General features: G+C 41.4%; 32 protein-coding genes and 5 pseudogenes. 36 read left to right on the top strand and 1 reads right to left on the bottom strand.

Features of this window, described 5'->3' with window-relative positions:
• Positions 1–17: 17 nt before the first annotated feature.
• Positions 18–662, bottom strand: a complete 645-nt coding sequence (gene lpxA, locus HMPREF1250_RS05380; protein WP_023053579.1) for an acyl-ACP--UDP-N-acetylglucosamine O-acyltransferase — start codon at positions 660–662, stop codon at positions 18–20.
• Here lpxA and HMPREF1250_RS05375 point away from each other — a divergent pair.
• The 36 genes and pseudogenes from HMPREF1250_RS05375 (at position 645) to HMPREF1250_RS05230 (ending at position 23,764) form a co-directional block, all read left to right on the top strand.
• The gene (locus HMPREF1250_RS05375) at positions 645–1,184 is read left to right on the top strand and encodes a hypothetical protein (RefSeq protein WP_023053575.1); all 540 of its coding nucleotides are present in this window, start codon (positions 645–647) and stop codon (positions 1,182–1,184) included. The genes lpxA and HMPREF1250_RS05375 overlap by 18 nt on opposite strands.
• 1 nt (position 1,185) lies before the next feature.
• Positions 1,186–1,356, top strand: coding sequence for a hypothetical protein (locus HMPREF1250_RS11620; RefSeq protein ID WP_023053593.1), 171 nt, complete (start codon positions 1,186–1,188; stop codon positions 1,354–1,356).
• Positions 1,346–1,684, top strand: a complete 339-nt coding sequence (locus HMPREF1250_RS05370) for a phage holin family protein (protein WP_081696497.1) — start codon at positions 1,346–1,348, stop codon at positions 1,682–1,684. Before HMPREF1250_RS11620 ends, HMPREF1250_RS05370 begins: the two co-directional genes overlap by 11 nt.
• On the top strand, positions 1,684–2,235 hold the full coding sequence (locus tag HMPREF1250_RS05365) for an N-acetylmuramoyl-L-alanine amidase family protein (RefSeq protein ID WP_023053545.1): 552 nt from the start codon (positions 1,684–1,686) through the stop codon (positions 2,233–2,235). The genes HMPREF1250_RS05370 and HMPREF1250_RS05365 overlap by 1 nt, the downstream gene beginning before the upstream one ends.
• A 6-nt stretch (positions 2,236–2,241) precedes the next feature.
• Complete coding sequence (locus HMPREF1250_RS05360; protein WP_036242780.1) at positions 2,242–2,643, top strand: hypothetical protein; 402 nt, start codon at positions 2,242–2,244, stop codon at positions 2,641–2,643.
• Positions 2,644–2,869: 226 nt separating this feature from the next.
• Entirely contained in the window at positions 2,870–3,088 is a 219-nt protein-coding gene (locus HMPREF1250_RS05355) for a hypothetical protein (protein ID WP_036242778.1), read from the top strand.
• A complete protein-coding gene (locus HMPREF1250_RS05350) occupies positions 3,063–3,398 on the top strand; it encodes a hypothetical protein (protein WP_023053578.1) in 336 nt (111 codons plus the stop codon). The genes HMPREF1250_RS05355 and HMPREF1250_RS05350 overlap by 26 nt, the downstream gene beginning before the upstream one ends.
• A complete protein-coding gene (locus HMPREF1250_RS05345) occupies positions 3,391–4,530 on the top strand; it encodes a DUF2800 domain-containing protein (RefSeq protein ID WP_023053612.1) in 1,140 nt (379 codons plus the stop codon). Before HMPREF1250_RS05350 ends, HMPREF1250_RS05345 begins: the two co-directional genes overlap by 8 nt.
• 1 nt (position 4,531) lies before the next feature.
• A complete protein-coding gene (locus HMPREF1250_RS05340; protein WP_023053582.1) occupies positions 4,532–5,083 on the top strand; it encodes a DUF2815 family protein in 552 nt (183 codons plus the stop codon).
• A 14-nt stretch (positions 5,084–5,097) separates the two neighbouring features.
• Entirely contained in the window at positions 5,098–5,262 is a 165-nt protein-coding gene (locus HMPREF1250_RS11615; protein ID WP_155914497.1) for a hypothetical protein, read from the top strand.
• A gap of 53 nt (positions 5,263–5,315) precedes the next feature.
• Complete coding sequence (locus tag HMPREF1250_RS05335; RefSeq protein ID WP_023053551.1) at positions 5,316–7,304, top strand: DNA polymerase; 1,989 nt, start codon at positions 5,316–5,318, stop codon at positions 7,302–7,304.
• A gap of 64 nt (positions 7,305–7,368) precedes the next feature.
• Positions 7,369–7,584, top strand: coding sequence for an SHOCT domain-containing protein (locus HMPREF1250_RS05330; RefSeq protein ID WP_023053564.1), 216 nt, complete (start codon positions 7,369–7,371; stop codon positions 7,582–7,584).
• A gap of 64 nt (positions 7,585–7,648) precedes the next feature.
• Positions 7,649–9,187, top strand: coding sequence for a recombinase family protein (locus tag HMPREF1250_RS05325; RefSeq protein WP_023053616.1), 1,539 nt, complete (start codon positions 7,649–7,651; stop codon positions 9,185–9,187).
• 1 nt (position 9,188) lies between these two features.
• Positions 9,189–9,605, top strand: coding sequence for a recombinase family protein (locus HMPREF1250_RS05320; RefSeq protein ID WP_023053601.1), 417 nt, complete (start codon positions 9,189–9,191; stop codon positions 9,603–9,605).
• Positions 9,605–11,170, top strand: coding sequence for a recombinase family protein (locus HMPREF1250_RS05315; protein ID WP_023053560.1), 1,566 nt, complete (start codon positions 9,605–9,607; stop codon positions 11,168–11,170). Before HMPREF1250_RS05320 ends, HMPREF1250_RS05315 begins: the two co-directional genes overlap by 1 nt.
• 83 nt (positions 11,171–11,253) lie before the next feature.
• Positions 11,254–11,829, top strand: coding sequence for a DMT family transporter (locus HMPREF1250_RS05310; RefSeq protein ID WP_081696496.1), 576 nt, complete (start codon positions 11,254–11,256; stop codon positions 11,827–11,829).
• 122 nt (positions 11,830–11,951) lie between these two features.
• Complete coding sequence (locus tag HMPREF1250_RS05305; RefSeq protein ID WP_036242776.1) at positions 11,952–12,272, top strand: ArsR/SmtB family transcription factor; 321 nt, start codon at positions 11,952–11,954, stop codon at positions 12,270–12,272.
• A 97-nt stretch (positions 12,273–12,369) separates the two neighbouring features.
• Entirely contained in the window at positions 12,370–13,410 is a 1,041-nt protein-coding gene (gene arsB / locus HMPREF1250_RS05300) for an ACR3 family arsenite efflux transporter (RefSeq protein ID WP_023053561.1), read from the top strand.
• Positions 13,411–13,564: 154 nt separating this feature from the next.
• Positions 13,565–13,942, top strand: coding sequence for an arsenite efflux transporter metallochaperone ArsD (gene arsD / locus HMPREF1250_RS11185; protein ID WP_071784759.1), 378 nt, complete (start codon positions 13,565–13,567; stop codon positions 13,940–13,942).
• Between the two features lie 12 nt (positions 13,943–13,954).
• Positions 13,955–15,685 carry an arsenical pump-driving ATPase gene (arsA, locus tag HMPREF1250_RS05295; RefSeq protein WP_023053584.1) on the top strand — a complete coding sequence of 577 codons (1,731 nt, stop codon included), beginning with the start codon at positions 13,955–13,957 and terminating at the stop codon, positions 15,683–15,685.
• 12 nt (positions 15,686–15,697) lie between these two features.
• Positions 15,698–16,096 (top strand): arsenate reductase ArsC, encoded by a 399-nt coding sequence (locus tag HMPREF1250_RS05290; RefSeq protein WP_023053599.1) that lies wholly within the window; start codon positions 15,698–15,700, stop codon positions 16,094–16,096.
• A gap of 38 nt (positions 16,097–16,134) precedes the next feature.
• The gene (locus tag HMPREF1250_RS05285; RefSeq protein ID WP_081696495.1) at positions 16,135–16,371 is read left to right on the top strand and encodes a thioredoxin family protein; all 237 of its coding nucleotides are present in this window, start codon (positions 16,135–16,137) and stop codon (positions 16,369–16,371) included.
• Between the two features lie 152 nt (positions 16,372–16,523).
• Positions 16,524–16,751 (top strand): hypothetical protein, encoded by a 228-nt coding sequence (locus HMPREF1250_RS11830; protein ID WP_196806852.1) that lies wholly within the window; start codon positions 16,524–16,526, stop codon positions 16,749–16,751.
• Between the two features lie 71 nt (positions 16,752–16,822).
• The gene (locus HMPREF1250_RS11825; protein WP_023053554.1) at positions 16,823–17,137 is read left to right on the top strand and encodes a hypothetical protein; all 315 of its coding nucleotides are present in this window, start codon (positions 16,823–16,825) and stop codon (positions 17,135–17,137) included.
• 47 nt (positions 17,138–17,184) lie between these two features.
• A complete protein-coding gene (locus HMPREF1250_RS05275) occupies positions 17,185–17,493 on the top strand; it encodes a hypothetical protein (RefSeq protein ID WP_036242774.1) in 309 nt (102 codons plus the stop codon).
• A 489-nt stretch (positions 17,494–17,982) separates the two neighbouring features.
• Positions 17,983–18,072 (top strand): annotated as a pseudogene (locus HMPREF1250_RS11610) (DNA-binding protein); the annotation flags it as partial.
• A gap of 181 nt (positions 18,073–18,253) precedes the next feature.
• A complete protein-coding gene (locus tag HMPREF1250_RS05270; RefSeq protein WP_006702354.1) occupies positions 18,254–18,460 on the top strand; it encodes a helix-turn-helix domain-containing protein in 207 nt (68 codons plus the stop codon).
• The gene (locus HMPREF1250_RS05265) at positions 18,453–18,707 is read left to right on the top strand and encodes a hypothetical protein (protein ID WP_023053549.1); all 255 of its coding nucleotides are present in this window, start codon (positions 18,453–18,455) and stop codon (positions 18,705–18,707) included. Before HMPREF1250_RS05270 ends, HMPREF1250_RS05265 begins: the two co-directional genes overlap by 8 nt.
• Positions 18,704–19,177, top strand: coding sequence for a DNA-methyltransferase (locus tag HMPREF1250_RS05260; protein ID WP_231391288.1), 474 nt, complete (start codon positions 18,704–18,706; stop codon positions 19,175–19,177). The genes HMPREF1250_RS05265 and HMPREF1250_RS05260 overlap by 4 nt, the downstream gene beginning before the upstream one ends.
• Positions 19,158–19,592, top strand: a complete 435-nt coding sequence (locus HMPREF1250_RS05255; protein WP_036242772.1) for a DNA cytosine methyltransferase — start codon at positions 19,158–19,160, stop codon at positions 19,590–19,592. Before HMPREF1250_RS05260 ends, HMPREF1250_RS05255 begins: the two co-directional genes overlap by 20 nt.
• A 7-nt stretch (positions 19,593–19,599) precedes the next feature.
• Positions 19,600–19,686, top strand: a pseudogene (locus HMPREF1250_RS11370) (DNA recombinase); the annotation flags it as partial.
• Between the two features lie 153 nt (positions 19,687–19,839).
• Positions 19,840–19,947 (top strand): annotated as a pseudogene (locus HMPREF1250_RS11180) (DUF1413 domain-containing protein); the annotation flags it as partial.
• Between the two features lie 172 nt (positions 19,948–20,119).
• On the top strand, positions 20,120–20,488 hold the full coding sequence (locus HMPREF1250_RS05250) for an ArsR/SmtB family transcription factor (RefSeq protein WP_023053591.1): 369 nt from the start codon (positions 20,120–20,122) through the stop codon (positions 20,486–20,488).
• Positions 20,489–20,633: 145 nt separating this feature from the next.
• A pseudogene (locus tag HMPREF1250_RS05240) lies at positions 20,634–22,715 on the top strand (heavy metal translocating P-type ATPase).
• A 152-nt stretch (positions 22,716–22,867) separates the two neighbouring features.
• Positions 22,868–23,338 (top strand): annotated as a pseudogene (locus HMPREF1250_RS12225) (Csac_0668 family 2Fe-2S cluster-binding (seleno)protein).
• A 63-nt stretch (positions 23,339–23,401) separates the two neighbouring features.
• Positions 23,402–23,764 (top strand): RNA methyltransferase, encoded by a 363-nt coding sequence (locus tag HMPREF1250_RS05230; protein ID WP_231391287.1) that lies wholly within the window; start codon positions 23,402–23,404, stop codon positions 23,762–23,764.
• The last annotated feature ends 71 nt before the right edge of the window (positions 23,765–23,835 follow it).

Raw genomic sequence — 23,835 nt, 5'->3', positions numbered from 1 at the left:
GCAGAAGAGAAAGTTTTTTATTTTGCTGCTCTGTTTTCTCTTGTCCGGCAAAGTCCTCTTTCACAGTTTCTGAGGAACCGGAGAAGATGTTCGATTTCGGGAGCCGAGGGGAATTCTTGTTCCATTTCTTCAATGGCGTCATTTAATTTCAGTCCCGAACGGAAAATAATGCGGTATGCTTTTTTCAGCCATGTTTTGATTTCAGGGGATACGTTATTTCTTGAAAGTCCGACGCTGTTCAGACCGACTACGCGGGCGGGGTTTCCGTCTACGATGACAAAGGGGCAGACGTCTTGTACGATTTTGGACATGCCGCCGACCATGGCGCAGGTTCCTATTTTTACGAATTGGTGAATGCCGCTCATTCCGCCGATGACTGCATGGTCTTCTACGGTAACGTGACCGGCTGCACCTGAAAAGCTCGACATGACGATGTAATCGCCGAAGTTGCAGTTGTGGGCCACATGGGTGTAGGCCTGGAGCATGTTATAAGAACCGATCCGGGTTTCGCAATTTTCTCCGGTGGCTCTGTGAATCGTCACAAATTCACGGAAGTTGTTTCCGTTACCGATGACGACGGTGCTGTATTCGCCTGCAAATTTCAAATCCTGCGGGTCTTCCCCGATGACTGCGTGCGGATAGACGTGATTGTTCTTTCCCATTCTTACGTTTTTGGCAATAACGGCATGACAGACAATACCTATGCGCTATACAACTTTCGCGAGATATTGCAGGCGCTCGATATGACGCCCAGTGAGTTTTTTACAACGCTCGCTCAGCGCTGTTTCCTGCAAATTGACAAGAGCGGGGAAGCATTGTTTATGAAAGCATTTCTGCTGCACGGCATGAATGAGCTGCCGAGCCGGACAGATGATTTCAGCGGCTGTTCCCATTACACGATGGACTATATCCATGAACTGGACTGGAAGTATAGCTGGACGATAAAGAACGTACAGGGGACGCTGAAAGACGGATGGCTGACGCTGACCTTTGAAACAGTTATCTCTGACTTCTGGAAAGAGCCGGTATATATCAGCTACGGCGGGCAGACCGTGCTTTGCCGCAAAGGATGGAATGTGATGAAATTCAGATACAATCCCACAGAAAACGCCTATCTTGGCGCGGCAAACTGCCGATACAAAGGCAGGGCGATTGATGTAAAACGACTGATTGGAGGAATGTAAGATGGACTACAAAGCAATTTATCTGGGTATGGGAAGTACGATTAAAACACTGTTTTCCGCACTCCCCATCAAGCTGGCCGGCAGCGCGGCTTCTGCACCGGCATGCAATTCTCTTTTATGCCTTTGCCTTTCTGGTATTCCTGGATTGCTTCACTCGTTGGATGAGCATTAGCTATGGACGTCTTGTGAGCAGGGGAGAAAAGAGCAACCTTCTGGCTGTGTTGAAAGGTATCAAAGCAGCAAGAAGCGAGGGAATGATTTCTTCTGACGTGATGAAGCACCGCTTCATCGGCAAGATTGCCGTGTATATCGTCTGCGCTATGGCAGCGGGCATCGCAGACCTTTGTATGCTCGAACTTGCAAAGCCCGTATGGGCAGTGACCACCGTGATCAGTTATCTGGTCATCACCGAGTTTTTAAGCATCATCGAGAATCTGAACGATGCAGGCATTGAAGCTATGCAGGGACTGGGTGAACTAATAAGAAAGAAGGAACATTAATGAAAGTGTTTTTGAATCCGGGTCATCATCCCGGCGTTGACAGCGGAGCCGTGAATACATCCTACGGTGTGCAGGAAGCAGACATCGTCCGCAGCATTGGATCCTTGGTTGAAAAGTATCTTATAGCTGCAGGCGTGGAGGTCTGCTCTATCCAGTCTGATAATTTAGCGGGAGAAAATCCTGCTTATCCAAATGTATGCCAAGAAGCTAATGACAATGATGCAGACCTTTTCGTCAGCATCCATTGCAACAGCGCCGTAAATCTATCAGCGCAGGGGACGGAAACCCTGGTTTATTCCTTCGGCGGCAGAGCAGAACGGGCAGCCGGGCATATTCAGAGCCAACTGGCAGGCAGTCTCGGCACGATCGATCGCGGGCTGAAGGAACGTTCGGAACTGATTGTTCTAAAGCGAACCGCCATGCCGGCGGTACTGGTTGAGACCGCTTTTATTTCCAATGAGGAGGATGTACAGCTGCTGATGAATAATCAAGACGAAATTGCCAGGGCTATCGCCCGTGGTATCACCGATTATTTTTCTGAGGGGGAGTGACAATGTATGCCAAATGCAAAGCGTGGATTCATGCTCACAGCGTTGTGCTTTTGCTTGCTCTGCTGCTCTTGGCTGCAGCCGCCTGCCTGCTCAGCGGCGGAGAAGACGTACCGGGTGACGGAATCAGAACTCAGCCAATTAGAAAGGAACTTGAGTCGGCTGCAGACGATAGCGAAGGAATCCGGGAGCGAATCGGAGCAGCAGAAAGAACAGCTAACCGTATTGAGAAATCAGCTGATAGAAGCGGAAAGATTGCTGATGAAGCAGCAGGAATCGCTGAAAAATGCCAACGAATTATTGCAGAAATACGAAGACGAGCAGAAGAAAGCACGGCGGCGGATGAACCGTGAACGTACGGTATGGATGACTGTAATCGGCGTGCTGCTGGGATGCCATTTGGCGAAGTGAGCAGGTATGCTGCTCTGACAAAATTTCATATGATGATTGCAAGAATGCCCATCGAGGGGAAAATCCCTCGGAGGGCATTTTTTTATTATCGCCCGGCGTTATGGAATAAACGGTACAATAGTTTTTTTGTGTTCCTGCTATGTAAAACGTCAGATTTGCCCCCTTCTCAAGGCTACCGGTTAGAGGGCAATAAAAACGATACGTCCTCGGAAAGAAGGTAACCGATATGAAGCACAGCTTAAAGGTAAGTGTTTCAAAACAGCCGCAGACGGGCGGCGTCGTGGCCTGCCGCAGCGTGACGGTGCGTGAGAAAATTCTTGGTTTTCTTTTCGGAGACAAGAGGAGAATCACAATCCTCATCCCTGGTGACCGCGTAGACGAACTGTCAATCTGCGAAAGAGAGAAAGGAGGAGCGTCTGATGAACAAAGTGGAACTCGCGCTTAATGCAGCACAGCTGATGCTGAAGGTCACAAATGACATCCGTATTCTTGCAGACAGCATCCAAGCGGTATGTACCACAGTAACTGAAAGTCTGTCAGAAGAAGATGAGCGGAATCTTCCGAAAGCAAAGGAGAAGAAACCGAACCTCTCGCTTGAAAAGGTTAGAGGAGTTCTTGCAGAAAAGAGCCGGTCAGGTTTCACGGCAGAGGTAAGAGCTATTATTGTGAGTCACGGAGCCGACCGCCTAAGCGGCATTGATCCTGCGGAATACGAAGCGGTTCTTAAGGAAGCGGAGGCGCTGGACAATGAATAAACACGCGGTACTTTCCGCATCCTCAGCCCACCGGTGGCTCAATTGCCTGCCGTCCGCAAGGCTTGAACTGGAATTTGAGGATACATCCGGTGAAGCCGCAAAGGAAGGAACGGCGGCTCACGCACTCTGCGAACATAAGCTGAAAAAGGCTTTAAGGCAGAGGTCAAAGCGTCCCGTATCCGAATACGACTCCGATGAGATGGAAGAATGCTCTGACGCCTACGTGGATTTCGTGATAGAACAGGTGGAGGCGGCAAGGCGAACATGCAAGGATCCCATCGTCCTGATTGAGCAGCGGCTGAATTTTACCGACTACGTACCGGAGGGCTTCGGCACCGGGGACTGCATCATCATTTCGGATGAGAAGCTGCAAATCGTGGACTTCAAATACGGCATGGGCATTCTGGTCGAGGCGGAGGACAATCCGCAGATGAAACTGTATGCTCTGGGTGCTCTGGAACTCTATGATGCCCTCTATGACATCAAAGAGGCGTCTATGACCATCTTCCAGCCGAGGCGTGAAAACGTCAGTACATGGACGGTTCCGGTAGAAGAACTCAAAAACTGGGCGGAGAACGTGCTGAAGCCGAAAGCGCAGATGGCTTATAACGGCGAGGGCGAATATCTCCCCGGAGAGTGGTGTACCTTCTGCCGTACCGCTGTCAGTTGCAGAGCCAGAGCAGAAGAAAAGCTGAAATTGGCACAGTCGGAGTTCCGGCTCCCGCCGCTTCTGACGGATGCGGAGATCGAAGAGATTCTTTCCGTCCTTCCTGACCTTACCAGGTGGGCAAACGAGATTACAGCTTATGCCATTGACGCTGCCGTAAACCGCGGCAAGGAGTGGAACGGATTCAAGGTGGTCGAGGGTCGATCCGTTCGAAAGTACCGGGATGAGGAGAAGGTCGCGGAGGCCGCCATCGAAGCCGGATACAAAGACATCTATAGGAAGTCGCTCGTCACACTGAGCGAGATGCAGAAGCTGATGGGCAAAGCAAAGTTTGAAGAGGTTCTCGGCGGCCTCATCGATAAACCGCCGGGCAAGCCGACACTGGTTCCGAATACGGATAAGCGTCCGGCAATGAACTTAACAAACGCCATAAACGAATTTAACGAAATCAAGGAGGAAATGTAAAATGGCTAACAACAATTCCAAGACTAAGGTTATCACAGGCATGAACACGAGACTCTCTTATTTCCACGGATGGGAGCCGGTATCCATCAACGGCGGTGCGGAGAAGTATTCCGTATCTGTCCTCATTCCGAAGGACGATACCGCTACGGTGAATGCAATCAATGCCGCTATTAATGCGGCTATCGAAGAAGGCATCGCCAAGTTCGGAGGCAAGAAGCCAAACAAGGCTACTATCAAACTGCCTCTTCGTGACGGCGATGTGGAGCGTGACGATGAAGCCTACAAGGGGCATTACTTCATCAACGCCAACTCCAATACCGCTCCCCAAATTGTTGACAGAGCAGTCAAGCCGATCCTTGAAAGGAGTGAGGTTTACTCTGGCTGCTATGCCCGAGTCTCTCTGAATTTCTATGCTTTTAACAGCAACGGCAACAAGGGTATCGCATGCGGCCTGGGCAACATTCAGAAGGTGCGTGATGGAGAGCCTCTTGGTGGAAGGACGAACGCTGCGGATGACTTCGCTACTCTCGATGACGATGATTTTCTGGCTTAAGGAGGGCTCAAATCATGACATATGCAGAGAGTTTGATGCTTGCGGTGTGCTTTGGAGCGGTGATGGGTTCCTTTATCGGCGACATTAGCATTCTTATTAAGTTTGCGGTAGAGAATCACAGGGAAAAGAAACGCAGGCGCGCTGAAGAAGCGGCACAAAAAGAAGTATCTGAGGAGTAACAGTGTTCCGGGTGGTGGAGGCAACTTCGCCGCCCGGTTTTATAGGAGGCGTCATGAAGAATATAGAAATTGATATCGAGACATATTCCTCCGTCAGCCTGAAAAAGTGCGGCGTATACAAATATGCGGAAAGTCCGGATTTTGAGGTCCTTTTGTTCGGATACAGTGTGGACGGAGCGCCTGTGAGCACGGTCGACCTTGCCTGTGGGGAGGAGATTCCGGAGAAAATTCTGGATGCCCTGACAGACGAAACTGTAACGAAATGGGCGCACAATGCACAGTTCGAGCGCATATGCCTTTCCAGGTATTTGTCGGATAAAGGCATCGGCCTTGATTCGTCCCATGATAATCATCCGCGCACAAGGGAATGCGCACGATTTCTTAATCCGGAGTCGTGGCGCTGTTCAATGGTATGGGCTGCCTATATGGGGCTGCCTCTATTTCTCGAAGGGGTCGGCGCGGTGCTGGGACTTGAAAAGCAGAAGCTGACGGAGGGTAAAGACCTGATCCGATATTTTTCCGTGCCATGCAGTCCGACTAAGGCAAACGGGGGCCGCACGAGAAATCTGCCGGAGCATGACATGGAGAAATGGGAGCGGTATAAAGCGTATAACATCCGGGACGTGGAAACAGAGATGGCGATATGCAAGAAACTGTCGAAGTTCTCCGTGCCGGAGGAGATATGGGATGAATACCACATCGATCAGGAGATCAACGACAGGGGCATCCGTGTGGATATGCCGTTTGTCGAACAGGCCATTGCTGTTGATGAACTGTCCCGCAAAAGGTTGACTGCCACGATGAAGAAACTGACCGATCTTGAGAACCCGAACAGTGTGTTGCAGATGAAAGGATGGCTGGCAGGCAATGGACTGGAAACAGATAGTCTCGGAAAGAAGACCGTGGCAGCTCTTATCGATGAAACGGACGGTGCGGTATCGCAGGCTCTGTCTCTCCGGCAGCAACTTGCCAAATCTTCGGTCAAGAAGTATCAGGCAATGGTAAATGCCACCTGTGCCGATGACAGGTGCCGTGGGATGTTCCAGTTTTACGGAGCCAATCGCACAGGGCGCTTTGCCGGCAGACTCGTGCAGCTGCAAAATCTACCGCAGAATCATATGATGGATCTTGAGCAGGCACGCAGTCTTGTCCGCCTAGGCGATACGGATGCTCTGGATATGCTCTATGACGATATTCCGGATACGCTGTCACAGCTGATCCGGACAGCATTTATCCCGAAGGACGGCTGTAAATTCTATGTAGCGGACTTTTCCGCGATTGAGGCAAGGGTAATCGCATGGTTTGCCAAAGAGAACTGGCGAACAGAGGTTTTTAAGAACGCCGGTGATATTTACTGCGCTTCCGCAAGTCAGATGTTTAAGGTTCCTGTGGAAAAGCACGGTGTGAACGGGCATCTCCGTCAGAAAGGGAAAATAGCGGAACTGGCGCTTGGATACGGCGGCTCTGTCGGCGCTCTTAAGGCTATGGGCGCCTTGGAAATGGGACTTGCCGAAGAAGAACTGCAGCCGCTTGTGAATGCCTGGAGACAGTCGAATCCTAATATAGTTCGCTTTTGGTGGGATGTCGATTCTGCTGTGAAACGGGTCATCAAAAAACACAGCCGTGAAAAAGTAAAGGGCATTGAAATTTATTATAAAAGTGGAATGCTCTTCATCTTCCTTCCTTCCGGGCGCAGACTTGCCTATGTAAAACCGCGCATGGGTGAGAACCGTTTCGGAGGGGAGTCCATGTCCTACGAGGGGATCGGCGCCGCGAAGAAATGGGAAAGGATTGAAAGTTACGGACCAAAGTTTGTGGAAAACATTGTGCAGGCAACAGCAAGAGACCTATTGATGTTTGCCATGAGAACACTTCGATGCTACAGAATCGTAGCCCACGTGCATGATGAGATAATCATTGAAGCAAATCCTGATATGAGCCTTGAGTTTCTGTGCGAACAGATGGCGCGTGTTCCTACCTGGGCGGAAGGACTTGTTCTTTCCGCAGATGGATATGTTTGCGATTTCTATAAAAAAGACTGATATTTTTCCTAAAACCGTCAGATTTCACCTTCTGCCGGGGCTACCTGGTAGGAGGTGTTTTTCTATGAAGATAACACAGATCGCGGACAGCAATATCACAGCATACGACCTTCCAAAACCGTCAGAGGAAGAGATGCAGAACGAATACAACTATATTTTTGCCGAACAGTTGACTCAAAAGCTGCTTGAGAAAGGTCTTGTTTCAGACGATGAATTTGAAAAAATCATGGCCAAAAACCGCCGTTCATTTCAGCCGTTTTTGTCGCGGATAAAGCCATAAATGACTTGCTATATATGAGCTTTAGAGTGATGTATATGATACCGAAAAGAGAGGCGGTGAGACTATGAAAAAGATAACAAAGATTGAGGCGGTAAAGGAAAATCCGAAAAGGAAACTGCGGGTGGCGGCCTATGCCAGGGTTTCCACCGAATCGGATAAACAGCTTGTAAGTCTCGAAGCGCAAAAGAATCATTATGAAACCTACATCAAGGCAAGAACGGACTGGGAATATGCCGGACTTTATTTTGATGAAGGCGTCAGCGGCACGAAAATGGCAAAGCGTGACGGCCTTTTAAGCATGCTGGAGGACTGCGAGAGAGGGCTTATCGATTATATCATCGTAAAGTCCATCAGCCGGTTTTCAAGGAATACGGTAGAAAGCATTGAGACGATCCGTTCCTTAAGCCAAAAAGGAATTTACGTTTTCTTTGAACGGGAGAACATTGATACCGGGAAAATGGAGAGTGAACTTCTTCTCTCTATTCTTTCCAGCCTTGCGGAAAGCGAGTCAAGATCCATTTCTGAAAATAACCAATGGGGCATTCAGAAACGTTTCCAGAACGGAACGTACCAGGTAAGCTCCCCTCCATACGGCTACCGGAAGAAAGCCAGCGGACTGGTCATTGAAGATTCGGAAGCGGAAACTGTAAAGTGGATTTTTTCAGAGTTTCTTTCAGGCAAATCATCAAGGCAGATTGCAATTGAGTTAAATGAAAGAGGAATCCTGTCAAAGCAAGGAAGAGCATGGAAAGCCGCGGCGATTACAGGGATGCTCAGGAATGAGAAATATCAGGGCGATTTGCTGCTTGGAAAAACTTATACGGACGCTGAGTTTAACAGGCATAAAAATTACGGTGAACGGGATATGTACTATATTTCGGATCACCATGAGCCGATTATTAGCCGGACAACCTTTGAAGCAGCAAAAAGAGTCCTGGAGTTCAATCGAAAGGAAAAGAATATCCGCACGGGAAAAGCGTCTCCAAGGAATGCGCTTTCAGGAAAGATTATATGCGGAGAATGCAAAAGCAAATGGAAACGCCAGGCAAGAGATACAGGGGCGTGCTACACCTGCAGCCTGCATATCACGAACAAAGAGAAATGCAGCCAATTACCGGTAAGGGAGGATTCCATTCGCTCCGCCTTTGCCACCATGATGAACAAACTCATTTTTGCGAGGAATGAAATCCTTCTTCCGCTAAACGGCAATCTTGAAATCCAGGTAAACGAAGAGAACTTATCCCATATTGCCGAGATAGACGAATCTCTGGAAGAACTGATGAAAAGAAGATATTCCATAGACGGATTCTTCTGCAAAGGACTGCTTGATCCTGCGGTATATCAGGAGAAATCCGATGCACTAAAAAACGAAGAAAACAATCTCAAGCAGGAAAAAGAATCCCTTTCAAACGGTATAAACAGTGGATATGAGAAGAAAAAAGATCTGGCGGCGCTCTTGAGATTTGCGGCGAAAGGCGAACTGCTGACGGAGTTCTCAGAAGAACTTTTTACAGAACACGTTGATCATATAGAAATTTATAACAAAGCGGAAATCGGCTTTTTCATGAAGTGCGGACCGGTATTCAGAGAAAGGATGAGATAATATGAAACATACGCCACTGGGATATGACATTGTGGACGGAAAAGCCGTTATCAATGAAGAAGAAGCAGAGCAGATAAAAACAATTTATGCAGGGTACCTTTTAGGGCTTACCATGAAGGCATCCGCTAAAATGGCAGGCCTTGATATTACGCACAGCAGGGTTAAGAACATCATGCAGAACAAACGCTACCTTGGCGATGAGTACTACCCTCAGCTGATTGATGAAGAAACTTTTCATGCCGCTGAAGCGGAAAGAAAGCGAAGGGAAAAAGCGCTCGGGCGTGAGAACAGGAAGAAAGAGAGATATACGCCGGCAGTCTTTACAAAATTCAAGATGGTTAAAGCAGAAAAGAAGTATAAGGGTCCTGTCAAACAGGCGGAATACATCTATAGCAGGATAAAGGAGGTCGGGGTTTAATGGGACTTGCGCAAAAAATTACGGTCATACCGGCCAGACGAACCATCGGCACGCAGAAGGCTAAGGAAGACAGCCAAAAGACTCGCGTTGCCGCCTACTGCAGAGTTTCCACAGAGTATGAAGAGCAGGAATCAAGTTATGAAATGCAGGTTCAGCATTATAATTCCTATATCCAGGGCAATCCTGACTGGGAGTTTGCAGGAGTCTACGCAGACGATGGGATCTCCGGCACGAACACGGCAAAGCGTGAATCCTTTAACCGCATGATTGATGACTGCAAGGCTGGGAAAATCGATATGATCCTTACCAAGTCCATCAGCAGATTTTCAAGAAACACGGTGGACTGCCTGAAATACACAAGAGAACTAAAAACTCTGAACATAGCGGTGTTCTTTGAAAAGGAAAATATCAATACGCTCGATTCCAAAGGCGAGGTTTTGATGACCATTATGGCCGCGCTTGCGCAGCAGGAATCGGAATCCATCTCGGCAAATGTAAGGCTTGGCATTCAGTTCAGAAATCAGCAGGGAAAAGTCAGAGTCAATCACAATCGATTCCTCGGCTATACAAAAGATGAAGATGGGAAACTCATCATCGTTCCGGAGGAAGCTGAAATTGTAAGGCGGATTTACGCGGAATATATGGACGGTAAAACCTTTCTGCAGATCAGACGGGGGCTTGAGAAAGACGGAATAAAAAACGGAGCGGGAAATACGAAGTGGTGGGAAAGCAACATCAGACAGATCCTCACAAATGAAAAATACATCGGTGACGCCCTGTTGCAGAAAACATATACTGTCAGTGTTCTTGAGAAGAAGCGAAGCCAAAACGACGGCAATCTTCCAAAGTATTATGTGGAAGGCTGCCATGAAGCGATTATAGATAAAGATGTGTTTTTGCGAGTCCAGGCAGAGATAAAAAGAAGGTCTAATCTGATTACAGACGGAAAGAAAAGAGTATATAGCGGAAAGTACGCGCTTTCGGGAATTGTAATATGCGGTCACTGCGGGGATGTTTTCCGCCGTATCAAATGGAATAACCGCGGTGTCAAGTCAACCGTTTGGCGATGCGCAAGCAGAGTGGAAAAGAACGGTCCGGACTGCCCGGCAAGAACGCTGAAGGAAGAAGAACTGAAAGCGGCGGTAGTGACGGCGGTAAACGATGCATGGACAAAGCGAGAGAGCGTCCTTCCGATGCTGAAAGAGAATATCCTTGCGGTAATCGGCGCAGGTGAGATTGAGAAAATCTCCCAAGTTGATCAGGACATCAAAGAGAAACAGGAAGAACTTTTGAAAGCCGGACGGGATGAAGAGATAATCGAAAGCATCGGTGATGAGATCTTAAACCTGCGGGAAGAAAAGCACGAAATCATGATGGAATCCGCTTTGAAGCAGGAACAGATAGAAAGAATGGAAGATATGACAGAGTTTCTCGACAAGCAGGTCAGGGAGATTACGAAATACTCCGAAGCCCTGGTCAGACGGCTTATCGAAAAGATTACGGTTTACGATGAGAAGGTGGTTGTGGAATTCAAATCAGGACTTGCGATAGAAGTCGATGGATAAAAAGAATATATCAGGATAGGGCACCTCGTCAGAATATGGCGGGGTGATTTTTATGTGGAAATCATCAATTTTCATACGGTTCGCTGTTTGTCTTATTGGCGACTGCTTGTTGGGGACTGGAGAATAATTGTACAAGAAAGATTTCGGATAAGAGTACTTATGAGATCATTGTACTCAAGGGTATATTTTCGGGATGTGGAGCGTTTATCATCGCGCTGCTGCTCGGAGAAAAACTGCCGGAGATGAAGTTTATACTACTTGCTATGCTCCTCGGTTATGTGGCTTATGGACTTAGTATTTTCCTTTATATCCGAGCCCAAAGAGACCTTGGCGCAGAAAAAACAAGTGCCTACTATGCTGTTGCTCCGTTTGTAGGAGCGTTTCTTTCATTCGTTTTGATAGGTGAAAACCCTACCGGGATTTACTTTGTTGCGCTAATTGTCATGATTGTCGGAACTGTGGTTGTTGTCATGGACACGATTGCAAAGAATCATACGCATCTGCATACCCATACCTTTACTCACACCCATGATGGAAGTACGCATACACATACTGTCACGCATTCCCACAAGCACAATCATTATGTAATCATGGAAAAGCATAGACACCATCATAGCCGAAAAGATTTGGAAGCGGCTTCAGAGCATGCAAAGATATAAAGACAGATCAAGGCTCCCACACTGCCATCAGAGGGGGAGGCTTTTTGAAACAATATTATATCCATACATTGACAACTGTAAATGTGTATGGTATAACATGTTTATCTCTTGGAGGTAAAATTATGGAATTTAGAGAAGATGTTAAAAAAATAAAGGCACTCACAGATGAGAACCGCCTCGCGATTATGCTTGCGCTTCAGCATGGAGAAAAGTGCGGATGTGATCTGCTGGAGGAACTGAATATCACGCAGCCGACTCTTTCGCATCATATGAAAATCCTTGCGGACAGCGGACTCGTTGATTATTATAAAGATGGAAAATGGATTTATTACTCCATCTCCCCGGATGGTGTGAGGGAGTTCCGGGAGATAATTGCTTCTTACGCAAAATGTGACTGTGAAACAGACAGCAGCGTATCATGTGGATGCAAGGAAAAGAAGTAATCGGTATCCATAATGGCAGGCAGTCCTTTAGGATTGCCTATATAAAAACCAAAAACATTGATACATTTCAATATATCAAACTGATGGAGGCGAAGTCATGAACAATCAAAGCAAAGGCATAAATACATTTCAACGGTATCTTTCTGTGTGGGTGCTGCTCTGCATGGCAATAGGAGTACTGATCGGGCATTTTGTACCGGCTGTATCTGCCACACTCGGCAGATTACAAATTTCCGGCATTTCGATTCCTATCGCTATTCTCATCTGGATCATGATCTACCCTATGATGATGAAAGTGGATTTTCAGAGCGTAAAACAGATTGGGAAAAACCCGAAAGGGCTTCTGGTCACGTGGGTGACGAACTGGCTGATCAAGCCTTTCACTATGTACGGAATTGCTTATCTGTTTTTGTTTGTCGTATTCAAAGCCTTCATATCTCCGGGATTGGCAACAGAATACCTTGCCGGAGCCGTGCTTTTAGGCGCTGCTCCATGTACGGCGATGGTGTTTGTGTGGAGTTCGCTTACAAAAGGAAATCCTGCCTATACGGTCGTGCAGGTGGCGACAAATGACCTTATCATCCTTGTGGCTTTTGTTCCGATCGTAAAATTTCTTTTAGGCGTTTCTAATGTGGTTGTTCCCTACAGTACTCTGTTCGTCAGCATATTTCTGTTTGTCGTGATTCCGCTTGCAGGCGGCATCCTGACTAGGGTGTTGGTCGTGAAGCAAAGAGGCGCTGATTATTTTGAAAGTACGTTTATCCACAAGTTCGACAATGCGACAACGATAGGACTGCTGTTGACGCTGGTTATTATATTCAGTTCACAGGCAGAGGTGATTCTTTCCAATCCGCTTCATATTGTTTTAATAGCGGTACCGCTGACTATTCAGACTTTTTTGATATTCTTTATTGCTTACGGAGCAAGCAAGCTGCTGAAATTACCGCATGATATTGCGGCTCCTGCCGGGATGATCGGCGCATCAAATTTCTTTGAACTTGCGGTAGCTGTGGCAATTGCCCTGTTTGGTACGACAAGTTCTGCTGCTCTTGCCACCACTGTAGGCGTGCTAACGGAGGTTCCGGTCATGCTCCTGCTTGTGCGAATAGCAAATAAAACAAAAGCGGGGTTTGCGTAATGTGGACTTTTATTCAGGAACAGATCCTTGGTTTGTTTTAGATGCTACAGCAAGGACTTAGTTACACTTAAGGGTAACTAAAAAAATACTCTCCACATCAAAAAAGATGTGTTGATAAAAATTAATTCATAAAATTGAAGAAAGGGTGTAAAAAATGAAAAGAATGTCAATTTATGAACCGGCTATGTGTTGTGATACAGGTGTTTGTGGAGTTAATGTAGATCCTGAACTCGTACGTATTTCAACAGTAATTAACAACTTGAAGAAAAATGGCATCACTATTGAAAGATACAATTTATCAAGTGAGCCAATGGCATTTGTCAATAATAACAAGGTAAAAGATGCTTTGGATAAAAATGGAACCGATAGGCTGCCATTAATCCTTGTGGACAACGATATAGTCATAGAAGGCAGATATCCAAAGAATGAAGAAATAATTGAACTTTTACAAATCTCTAAAGATTATCTTGAAAGTAGTGAAGGTGAAGAACCTAATCAAAGCTGCTGTGGAAATAACAGCTCTTGTTGCTAAGGGGGAATTGCTATGAAAGGATTTAATATTGAAAACATTAAATTAACAAAATATCTATTTTTCACAGGCAAGGGAGGTGTTGGCAAAACATCTGCAGCTTGTGCAACAGCAGTGGTTTTAGCAGATGAAGGAAAGAAAGTACTACTTATTAGTACAGACCCTGCTTCAAACCTTCAAGATGTTTTTGAAACAGAATTAGATGGTAAAGCAAAGCCAATTAAGGGAGTAGATAATTTAGAAGTAATCAACCTAGATCCATTGGAAGCGGCACATAACTATAAAGAAAGTGTAGTAGCACCTTTTAGGGGCAAATTGCCTGATTCTGTTATTGAGAATATGGAAGAACAGCTATCTGGATCTTGTACAGTAGAGATTGCTGCCTTTAATGAGTTTTCTAATTTCATTACAAATCCTAAGCTCAATACAGAATATGACAATATTATATTTGATACAGCGCCTACAGGTCATACCCTTAGAATGTTACAGCTTCCTTCTGCTTGGACTGGTTTTATCAGTGAAAGTACGCATGGAGCATCCTGTTTAGGACAGTTATCAGGATTAGAGGCTAAAAAAGAAATCTATAAACAGGCAGTTCAAAATTTATCAGATGAGAGTGTAACAACCCTAGTATTAGTTACAAGGCCTGATAAAACACCACTTAATGAGGTAGCCAGAGCATCAAAGGAGCTATCTGAGATTGGAATAAAAAATCAAATATTAGTGATTAATGGTCTCTTAGAACATTATGATGATGACTTATCTGAAAGTATATTTAACAAACAAAAGTTAGCCCTTGAAAATATGCCAGATATGTTAACTGAGTTTGATACCTATACAATTGCCTTGCGGTCATATAACATTACTGGAATTGACGCTATAAGAAATCTTCTTAAGAAAGATCAAATAAGTGAACAAAAAGTGGAAGTAAAAGGCAAACTCTTTAATTTAGATGACGTTGTTAGTGATCTTGTAAAAAATAATAGAAAAGTAATCTTTACTATGGGCAAGGGCGGTGTAGGAAAGACTACGATTGCGTCTTCTGTTGCCCTCAAGCTCAGCAAACTTGGTAAAAAGGTACACCTATCTACAACAGATCCCGCTGACCATATAAAATTTATGATAGATAGTTCAAGTGGAATATCTATGAGCCATATTGATGAAAAAGAGGAGTTAAAAAAATATCAAGATGAAGTCCTTGAAAATGCAAGAAAAACAATGAGTGAGGATGATGTAGCTTATATTGAGGAAGATTTAAGATCACCATGTACACAGGAAATAGCTGTATTTAGAGCTTTTGCAGAGCTCGTGGAAAAAGCAGATGATGAAATAGTGGTGATTGACACTGCTCCTACGGGTCATACCTTGTTGTTGTTAGACTCAACTTTAAGTTATCATAAAGAAGTTCAAAGAACACAAGGACAGATACCTGAATCTGTAAAAAACTTGTTACCTAGATTAAGGGGAGAGGAAACAGAAGTATTAATCGTTAGCTTGGCTGAGGCTACCCCATTTTATGAGGCATATCGATTAGAAGAAGATCTAAAAAGGGCATCAATTCATACAAATTGGTGGATTGTTAATTCATCCTTGTACAAAGCAAATCCTAGTAACAAGCTGTTATCTGCAAAAGCAAATGAAGAAGTTAAGTGGATTAACAAGATATTAGATCATACTTCAGGAAAACTAGCCGTAATTGAATGGACAAAAGAAGACCTTCGTGATGATAAACTTTATCAGATATAAGAGGAAAATTAAATGCATAAACCGAAAGTAGCATTTATTTGTGTTCATAACTCGTGTCGCAGCCAGATAGCCGAAGCATTAGGCAGACATCTTGCGTCCGATGTATTTGAAAGCTATTCTGCCGGAACAGAAACAAAACCTCAGATCAATCAGGATGCAGTACGCTTGATGAAACAAATATATGGCATTGATATGGAAAAAATGCAGTATAGCAAGCTTCTGTCAGATATCCCGCCCGTAGATGTAGTTGTCACGATGGGCTGTAATATTAATTGTCCATTTCTTCCTTGCATCGAGAGATTTGATTGGGGTCTGGATGATCCAACGGGAGCCGGTGATGAAGCTTTTATCGAGACAATTCGAGGAATACACACGAAAATTGTAGAGCTTTCACAATATCTGACACAATAATTTACGTATACAGTTAAAACATTTTTCGCTAAAGGAGGATAAGAAATCTGAATATTAAGGTTTTAGGCGGTGGCTATAAAAGTTGCGAGGCACTTTTGAGGTCAGTAAAAGAGGCGGTAGCAAACAAGGAAGTTCATGCTGAGGTTGAGTACATAACCGATATTGAAAAAATTATGGAATATGGGGTGATGAGCATGCCCGCCCTCATGATTGATGACAAAATTGTCTCTGCAGGAAAAGTGCTGAAGGCAAAGGATGTAGAGAAACTACTGTAGACGAAAAAGGATAAGGCTCCTCGCTGCTGATTAATTGCAGTAGTTGGGAGCTCTGTTTTTGCCTCGATTTCGATTGTGATCCCGAACTTAAATTCCACGGTAAAGTGGTCGACAAAGACGTTGATATTGCCATTGCATTGGTAAGCAAGCTGATGAAGATTGCACAATGCTATTATGTTACCGGCAATCACGAAGCATGGATCGGACAGCAATTCACTGTACCGGAAGAAAAACTTCTTGATGAGAATGTTCAGATTCTTCATGATCGGGTGATTGTATTAGAAAGAGACGGTCAGACGGTACAGCTTGTCGGATTAGATGATCCAGATTTTACAGACAGAGACTCTGCGATTCAGCAAGTATGCTGCAAACAAGGCTAAACCAGATGAACTTATCAGAGAAATATTATATATTATTGTTTCATCGTCCGGAGACATTTGGGGCGTATGTCATGGAAGATATTGATTTGGTTCTGAGCGGACATGCTTACGGCGGGCAATTCAGGCTGCCGTTTATAGGCGGTGTAGTTGCGCCCAATCAGGGATTATTCCTGAAATATGATGCCGGTATATATGTCAAAAACAATACAACGATGATCGTCAGCTGTAGAATAGGTAACAGTATCATTCCTGTTCGCTTCAATAACAGACCTGAAATAGTTGCTGTTGAAATGAAAATGAATAATGGATATTGGTTGCAGCAGTCTTTGACTTGCACTATCATACGATATATCTTTTGCCAGCTTTCACCCTGCAACGAGTGTTAAGACTAAGTTCTTGATGTAGGGTTATCATCAGGGAAGTCTTGATACACGTGGAGACGGTAGCACTTTTGTCCAAACTTGATGTCGATAAGCACATAAGTGTTGAAATTGAGTTGGATGAGATGGATTTGACAAGTGCGGAGAGTAAAGCAACATATGCTCAAATCAAAGAATATGTTTGGAATAAATTTCAATTAAAAGTTTCAACATTATATATTGCACAGATAAAAAGGAAATGTGGAATAGAATTACGAGAACATTACAACAAGTCAAAAAAGGAGAAACAAATTATTCCACAGTGTACACCTGAAAAAGAAGAAGCCATCATGGATGCTTTGAGACACTTCAAAATGATTTAATAGAAAAGAATGACAGCATATGACTTTCTGCATTTATTACATTCCTACTTGGTATTGGAACGGCGTTGTTGTATATCATTATGGTGTTCTGCTTATTTTGGGCGTTAGCTTCTTTTATTGCAAGTTTAAGAGTAAGTTAACATATTTTTAGAAGTGTAAGTTGAATGATTGGTAAAATAGCAGGTATATATCTCTAAGTGTTATAATATATTATTAAGATGAAATATATTAGTTATTTAAAGATAAGAGAAACGAACGGGCAGAGGGGGGAAATTAAAACAAAATTATATTAAAAGAACACGCTAATTATGAAACTGGGATTTGTTATGAATCCCAGTTTAATTTTTATAATTAGATTAATAGAATTATTAAACTATACAATAAAATCAATTTAAAGAAAAATAAATATTAGATAATCTTAGACGATAGAAATTAAAAACTCTATTGTCTATTTTTATACTCAAAAGTTGGAGGGTATGATGATGAGGAAAAAATTCTATATTAGGTCAAATAAAAAGCTTTAAGATAGATGACAAAACTAAGTCAAATAAGAAAGACCATAGCAAAGATACAGAGAGAAAAATATCGGCAGTCTTCGGACTGCCTTTATTTTTTTGCTTTTTTAAAGTGATGTATCAATTGATTGAAAATAACCTATAGTTAATATTATAATAAATTTGTATGTAATAACAAACATAAGTATTTTTTTAATGTATATATGTACGAGATTAGCTATCGAAAAAATAATCTTGGAGGTTATATGGAATTAAGTTATAAAAGGTTATTTAAAAAACTTATTGATTTAGATATGCAACATAATGAGCTTATGGAAAAAGCAAATGTAAGTAGGAGTACATTTTATAAATTAAAGAATGGTGAGAATGTAACTACTGATATTTTGCTCAGAATTTGTGATGCATTGGATTGCGACATATCAGAAATTATGGAGTGTATTAAAAATGATTGAAATAATAAATGGAGAATGCATAGAAGAATTGAGGAAGTTAGACTCATCTACGGTTGATTTAATTATTACAGATCCTCCATATAATATTACGAATTTCATGAACGGGAGAGATACAAATCTACAAAAAATGCGTTCTATTTTTTTTGGTGCTGCTGGTTGGGATGATTTAGATTTTAATGATTGGAAAGACCATATGATATTGTTTTTAAAGAATCAAGTAGGATACTTAAGAATGGTGCTTCCATGATAGTTTTTATGTCAATATTAAGGGTTGAAACTCTTGTTGAAATAGCAAATGAATTTGGTTTTTATTATAAAACCACTGGAATTTGGCACAAAACAAATCCAATGCCTAGAAATATGAATTTACATTTTGTTAATTCAAATGAGTGCTGGATATATTTTACTTATAAAACAAAAACAGGAACATTCAATAATAAAGGTAAATTGGTTCTAGACTATATTGAAACATCTGTCACGACTGCTAGGGAAAAGAAATTAGGTAAACATCCAACACAAAAGCCAATTATATTATTCGAACATTTTATAAGATTGCTTTCAAATGAGGGCGATTTAGTAGTAGATCCATTTCTAGGAAGCGGTTCTTCTGCAATTGCAAGCTATAGATTAAATAGAAATTTTATCGGTGTTGAATTAGAAGAAAAATATGCTAAATTAGCGAATATGAGGGTAGAAGATGAAAAGACAAGTTATTGATTTGTTTTCTGGAGTTGGTGGACTATCTAAAGGATTTTTCGACTCAGGATTTGAAATTGTTTTAGCAAATGAAGTTGACTATTCTATAGCTAATTCTTATAAAAAAAATCATCCTAAAGTGAAAATGATTAATGAAGATATTTCAAAATTAGATATTGATGATGTTTTTAATGAGTATAAAAATATAGACGTAATTGTTGGGGGACCACCTTGTCAAGGATTTTCTCAAAAAGGGAAAAGAAAAATAATGGATGATCCACGTAATTATTTATTTAAATATTTTTTTGAGGTAGTTAGTGTTGTTAGACCGAAGTATTTTGTGCTAGAAAATGTACCCAACATATTAACTGCAAATAACGGACATTTTAAAGACGAAATTTATAGCTTATGTTCCAGTAATGGTTACACGTTATGATGATACCCTAGTAAGGAAGATTATCCAGAATGTTAGTGTTTATGATGACCACTTTGTAATATGCTTTAAATCTGGAATTGAAATGGAAGTATGATTTAATACTAATATAAACCGTCAATTAAGAGTTAGGTTCTCTTGATTGGCGGTTTTTGCATTGACTTTTACATGATTTATACATGTGATATTATCAAAAATGTTGTTTATAAGGTTATTGATAAGGAGTTGACCACATGAGTGATGTAATAAGCTGTTAGATGAAGCTATTAAAGAAACCGAAAACTTGTACGAAGGAGAAGTCTTTATTTTTAAGGATTTGTTTAAAGGATATGTATGGAACAGGATACCGAGAAAGGACTGTACTAATGTCTTAGTAGATGTTTTTGAGATATTTTAAATAATATAAAAAACACCTGAATAAATGCTCATATAACTATTGACACAAGAGAAAAACAATAATATAATAAATATACAACGTATGAATGCTTGCCCAAGTAATCAGATGAAATGATTTAAAAAGAGGTGATAATATGACTAAAAAATTTAATTCAATTGAAAGATGTGACTGCAATGTAATTCATGAGGATATTGTAAATCAAGTTAGAGATAAAATGTCTCAAGAAGAAAGCCTTTATGATCTAGCAGAATTATTTAAAGTATTTGGAGATTCAACACGAATCAGGATATTATGGGCTTTACATGAAGCTGAAATGTGTGTTTGTGATATCGCTATATTACTTAACATGACACAATCAGCAATTTCCCATCAGCTGAGAGTCTTAAAACAAGCTAATTTAGTGAAAAACAGAAAAGAAGGCAAAGTAGTATATTATTCATTAGTTGATGATCATGTAAGAGAAATATTTGACCAAGGTCTAATTCATATCAACGAGAAGTAGTAATGCGGTAGAATAGAATATTTTTTGAAGATATTTGGGCATATATTTAAGTCTTCATTTCAAATGAGCAATGCTTCAAGAAAATTTGAAAAAGACTTGTAGTATTCAAAATAAAATTACAAATAATATTTAGGAGGATTTAATAATGAAAAAGAAATTTATACTTGAAGGTTTAGATTGTGCAAATTGCGCGGCAAAAATGGAAAAGGCTATTAATGAGCTTGATGGAGTGAAAGAAGCTACTGTTAACTTTATGACCACAAAACTCGTTATTGATGGTGAGGATGAAAAAATGCCAACAATAATAGCAGAGGCCGAAAAAATAGTTAAAAAAATCGAACCCGATACAACTATGAAAAAGGCTTAAAGGAGACTATTTAGTATGACAAAACGACTATGGCGAATAATTATTGGTGCAGCCGTGTTAGCTACAGCAGTATTGCTTAGTTTAAATAACGAATGGTTACAGATTGCTCTCTTTATAATAAGTTACATTATTGTAGGTGGAGATGTTGTAAAAAGAGCTGTAAAAAATATTTTTAAAGGTCAAGTTTTCGATGAAAGTTTTTTAATGAGTATTGCAACAATTGGTGCATTTTTTATTGGTGAGTATCCTGAAGGTGTTGCAGTTATGCTGTTTTATCAAGTTGGAGAACTGTTTCAAAGCTATGCAGTTGGCAAGTCGAGAAAGTCAATTGCAAGCCTTATGGATATTCGACCAGATTATGCAAATGTTAAAAAAGGTGATGAACTTGTCAAAGTTGACCCAGATGAAGTACAAATTGGAGATATTATTGTAATTAAAGCAGGAGAAAAAATTCCTCTTGATGGCAAGGTAATTGAGGGAAGTTCAATGATTGATACATCGGCACTAACAGGCGAATCTGTTCCTCGTGAAGTAGAAGTTGGAAGTGATATCCTAAGTGGGTGCATCAACATTAATGGGGTTATTACAGCAGAGGTTACCAAGGAATTTGGAGAATCTACTGTAAGTAAAATTCTTGATTTAGTTGAAAATGCAAGTAGTAAAAAATCCAATTCAGAACAATTTATTACGAAGTTTGCGAGATATTATACACCGGTTGTGGTTATAATTGCAGTTTTTCTAGCTATTATACCACCTCTTGTTATAGACGGGGCGACTTTTAGTGATTGGATATATAGAGCACTAGCATTCCTTGTGGTATCCTGTCCGTGTGCTTTAGTTATTTCAATTCCTTTGAGTTTCTTCGGTGGAATAGGTGGAGCCTCAAAAAAAGGTGTTTTAGTCAAGGGTAGTAATTATTTAGAGGCATTAGCAGAAACTGAAATTGTTGTTTTTGATAAAACTGGAACACTAACGAAAGGTGTATTTAATGTACAGGAAATTCATCCAGAAGGAGTTTCCAAAGAAGAGCTACTAGAATTAACTGCACATGCGGAAAGCTATTCCAATCATCCGATTTCACTTTCACTGAAACGTGCATATAGCAAAGAAATAGACAATGGACGTATTTCAGATGTAGAAGAGATATCAGGTCATGGTGTTATTGCAACAGTAGATGGCAAAAAGGTTATGGCAGGAAATATCAAACTTATGAAAATGATGGATATCCCTTATTTCAAGGGAGAGCTGATCGGTACTATTGTACATGTTGCTGTTAATAACAAATATATAGGTTACATTGTAATTGCCGATGAGGTAAAGGAAGATTCAGCACAAGCAATCAAGGAACTTAAGGCAGCTAATATTAAACAAACAGTTATGTTGACAGGTGATAATAAAAGTATTGGTTCAAAAGTTGCTAAAGAGCTTGGTCTTGATAAGGTTTATGCAGAACTGTTGCCAGCAGACAAAGTTGAAAAACTAGAAGAATTATTTTCGCAAAAATCTAAAAAAGGTAAACTTGCCTTTGTTGGTGACGGAATCAATGATGCACCTGTATTAGCTCGTGCAGACATTGGAATAGCAATGGGTGGTTTAGGTTCTGATGCGGCCATTGAAGCTGCTGATGTTGTAATTATGACTGATGAGCCATCGAAAATTGCTACTGCAATGAAGATTTCTAAAAAGACACTAAAAATTGCACATCAAAACATAGTATTTGCAATTGGAATAAAAATAATTGTTCTTATTTTGAGTGCTTTTGGAATAACTACTATGTGGGCAGCTATATTTGCAGATGTAGGTGTAACTATCATCGCAGTATTAAATGCTTTTAGAGCTTTGAATGTAAAGAATCTATAAACTATTTTTCCTATTCACCCCTTGAATGATACCGATAATTGACGATACAATCAAGGGGTATTTTTTAATTTAAAAACTATAAATGAAAATTGGTTGGGATTTACCTTGAATTAAATGGTTTTAAAGATATGGAGGTTATGTAATTGAAAGTTATTGATGAATGTTGCTGTGAATGTATCACATAAAATTTAAATAGAACAAAGGAGAGTTGCCCTGTCTGTAATAATGAAGGAGTAACAGTTAGTAGGATAACCGTTGAACACTTGGTGACAGATGATTATCGTAATGCCGTTGATGGAGATCAATATAAGATATGCATGAATGAGGACTGCGACGTTATTTACTATAACTTAGATAAAGAAATAAAATTCTTAAAAGACCAAGTTAGGGTTCCTATCTGGTTTAAGAAAGATGCAGATCCTAAGTATGCTTGTTATTGCAGCAAAGTCACAGAAGATCAGGTAATTGAAGCAGTTGTAAAGCATGGTGCGAAAACCGTTAAAGAAGTAAATGCCATAACTGGAGCAATGAAAAATTCGCTTTGTAAGGAAAACAATCCTTTGGGGGTATGTTGTCATAAGATTATTCAGGAAGCCATTGATAAGGGATTAACCATGAAATGATTTGAGTTGATATGTTCTCACGAACAGACAAAACCGTTGATATCTTCCCACAAACGAGAGCCAATGTTGGATATGTTTCCAACTACGAGTGTGGATATGTTCCCCTTAACCATATGGGTTGAGACGGTAGCTCTATTGTCCAAACTAAATACAGAACATCATTTAGATATTGAAATCGGGGAAGATGAATTATCAGAAATTGACTTTTCAAAAGATGCAACGTACGGAGAAATTAAAAAATTTGTATTGGATAAATATGCTTTAAAAGTTTCAAGCCTATATATTGCACAAGTAAAAAGGAAACATGGTCTTATAGAAAGAGAAAATTATAATCTTAGTAAGAAAGAGAATCAAAGAGTGCCAAATTGCCCAGAAGAAAAAGAAAAAGCAATCGAAGATGCTTTAGAGCGTTTTGGAATGATTTAAGAAATCGAATATTTTAACTTTGTTTCATACGGCTGTGAAGGTAAAATAATAAGCTTTAAAACAAATGATAA

Origin of the sequence: Megasphaera vaginalis (ex Srinivasan et al. 2021) (assembly GCF_000478965.1) — a bacterium.
Lineage (GTDB): Bacteria > Bacillota > Negativicutes > Veillonellales > Megasphaeraceae > Megasphaera > Megasphaera vaginalis.
Note: the sequence above shows the minus strand (reverse complement) of the source record. Positions and strands in the feature narration are given on the sequence as shown.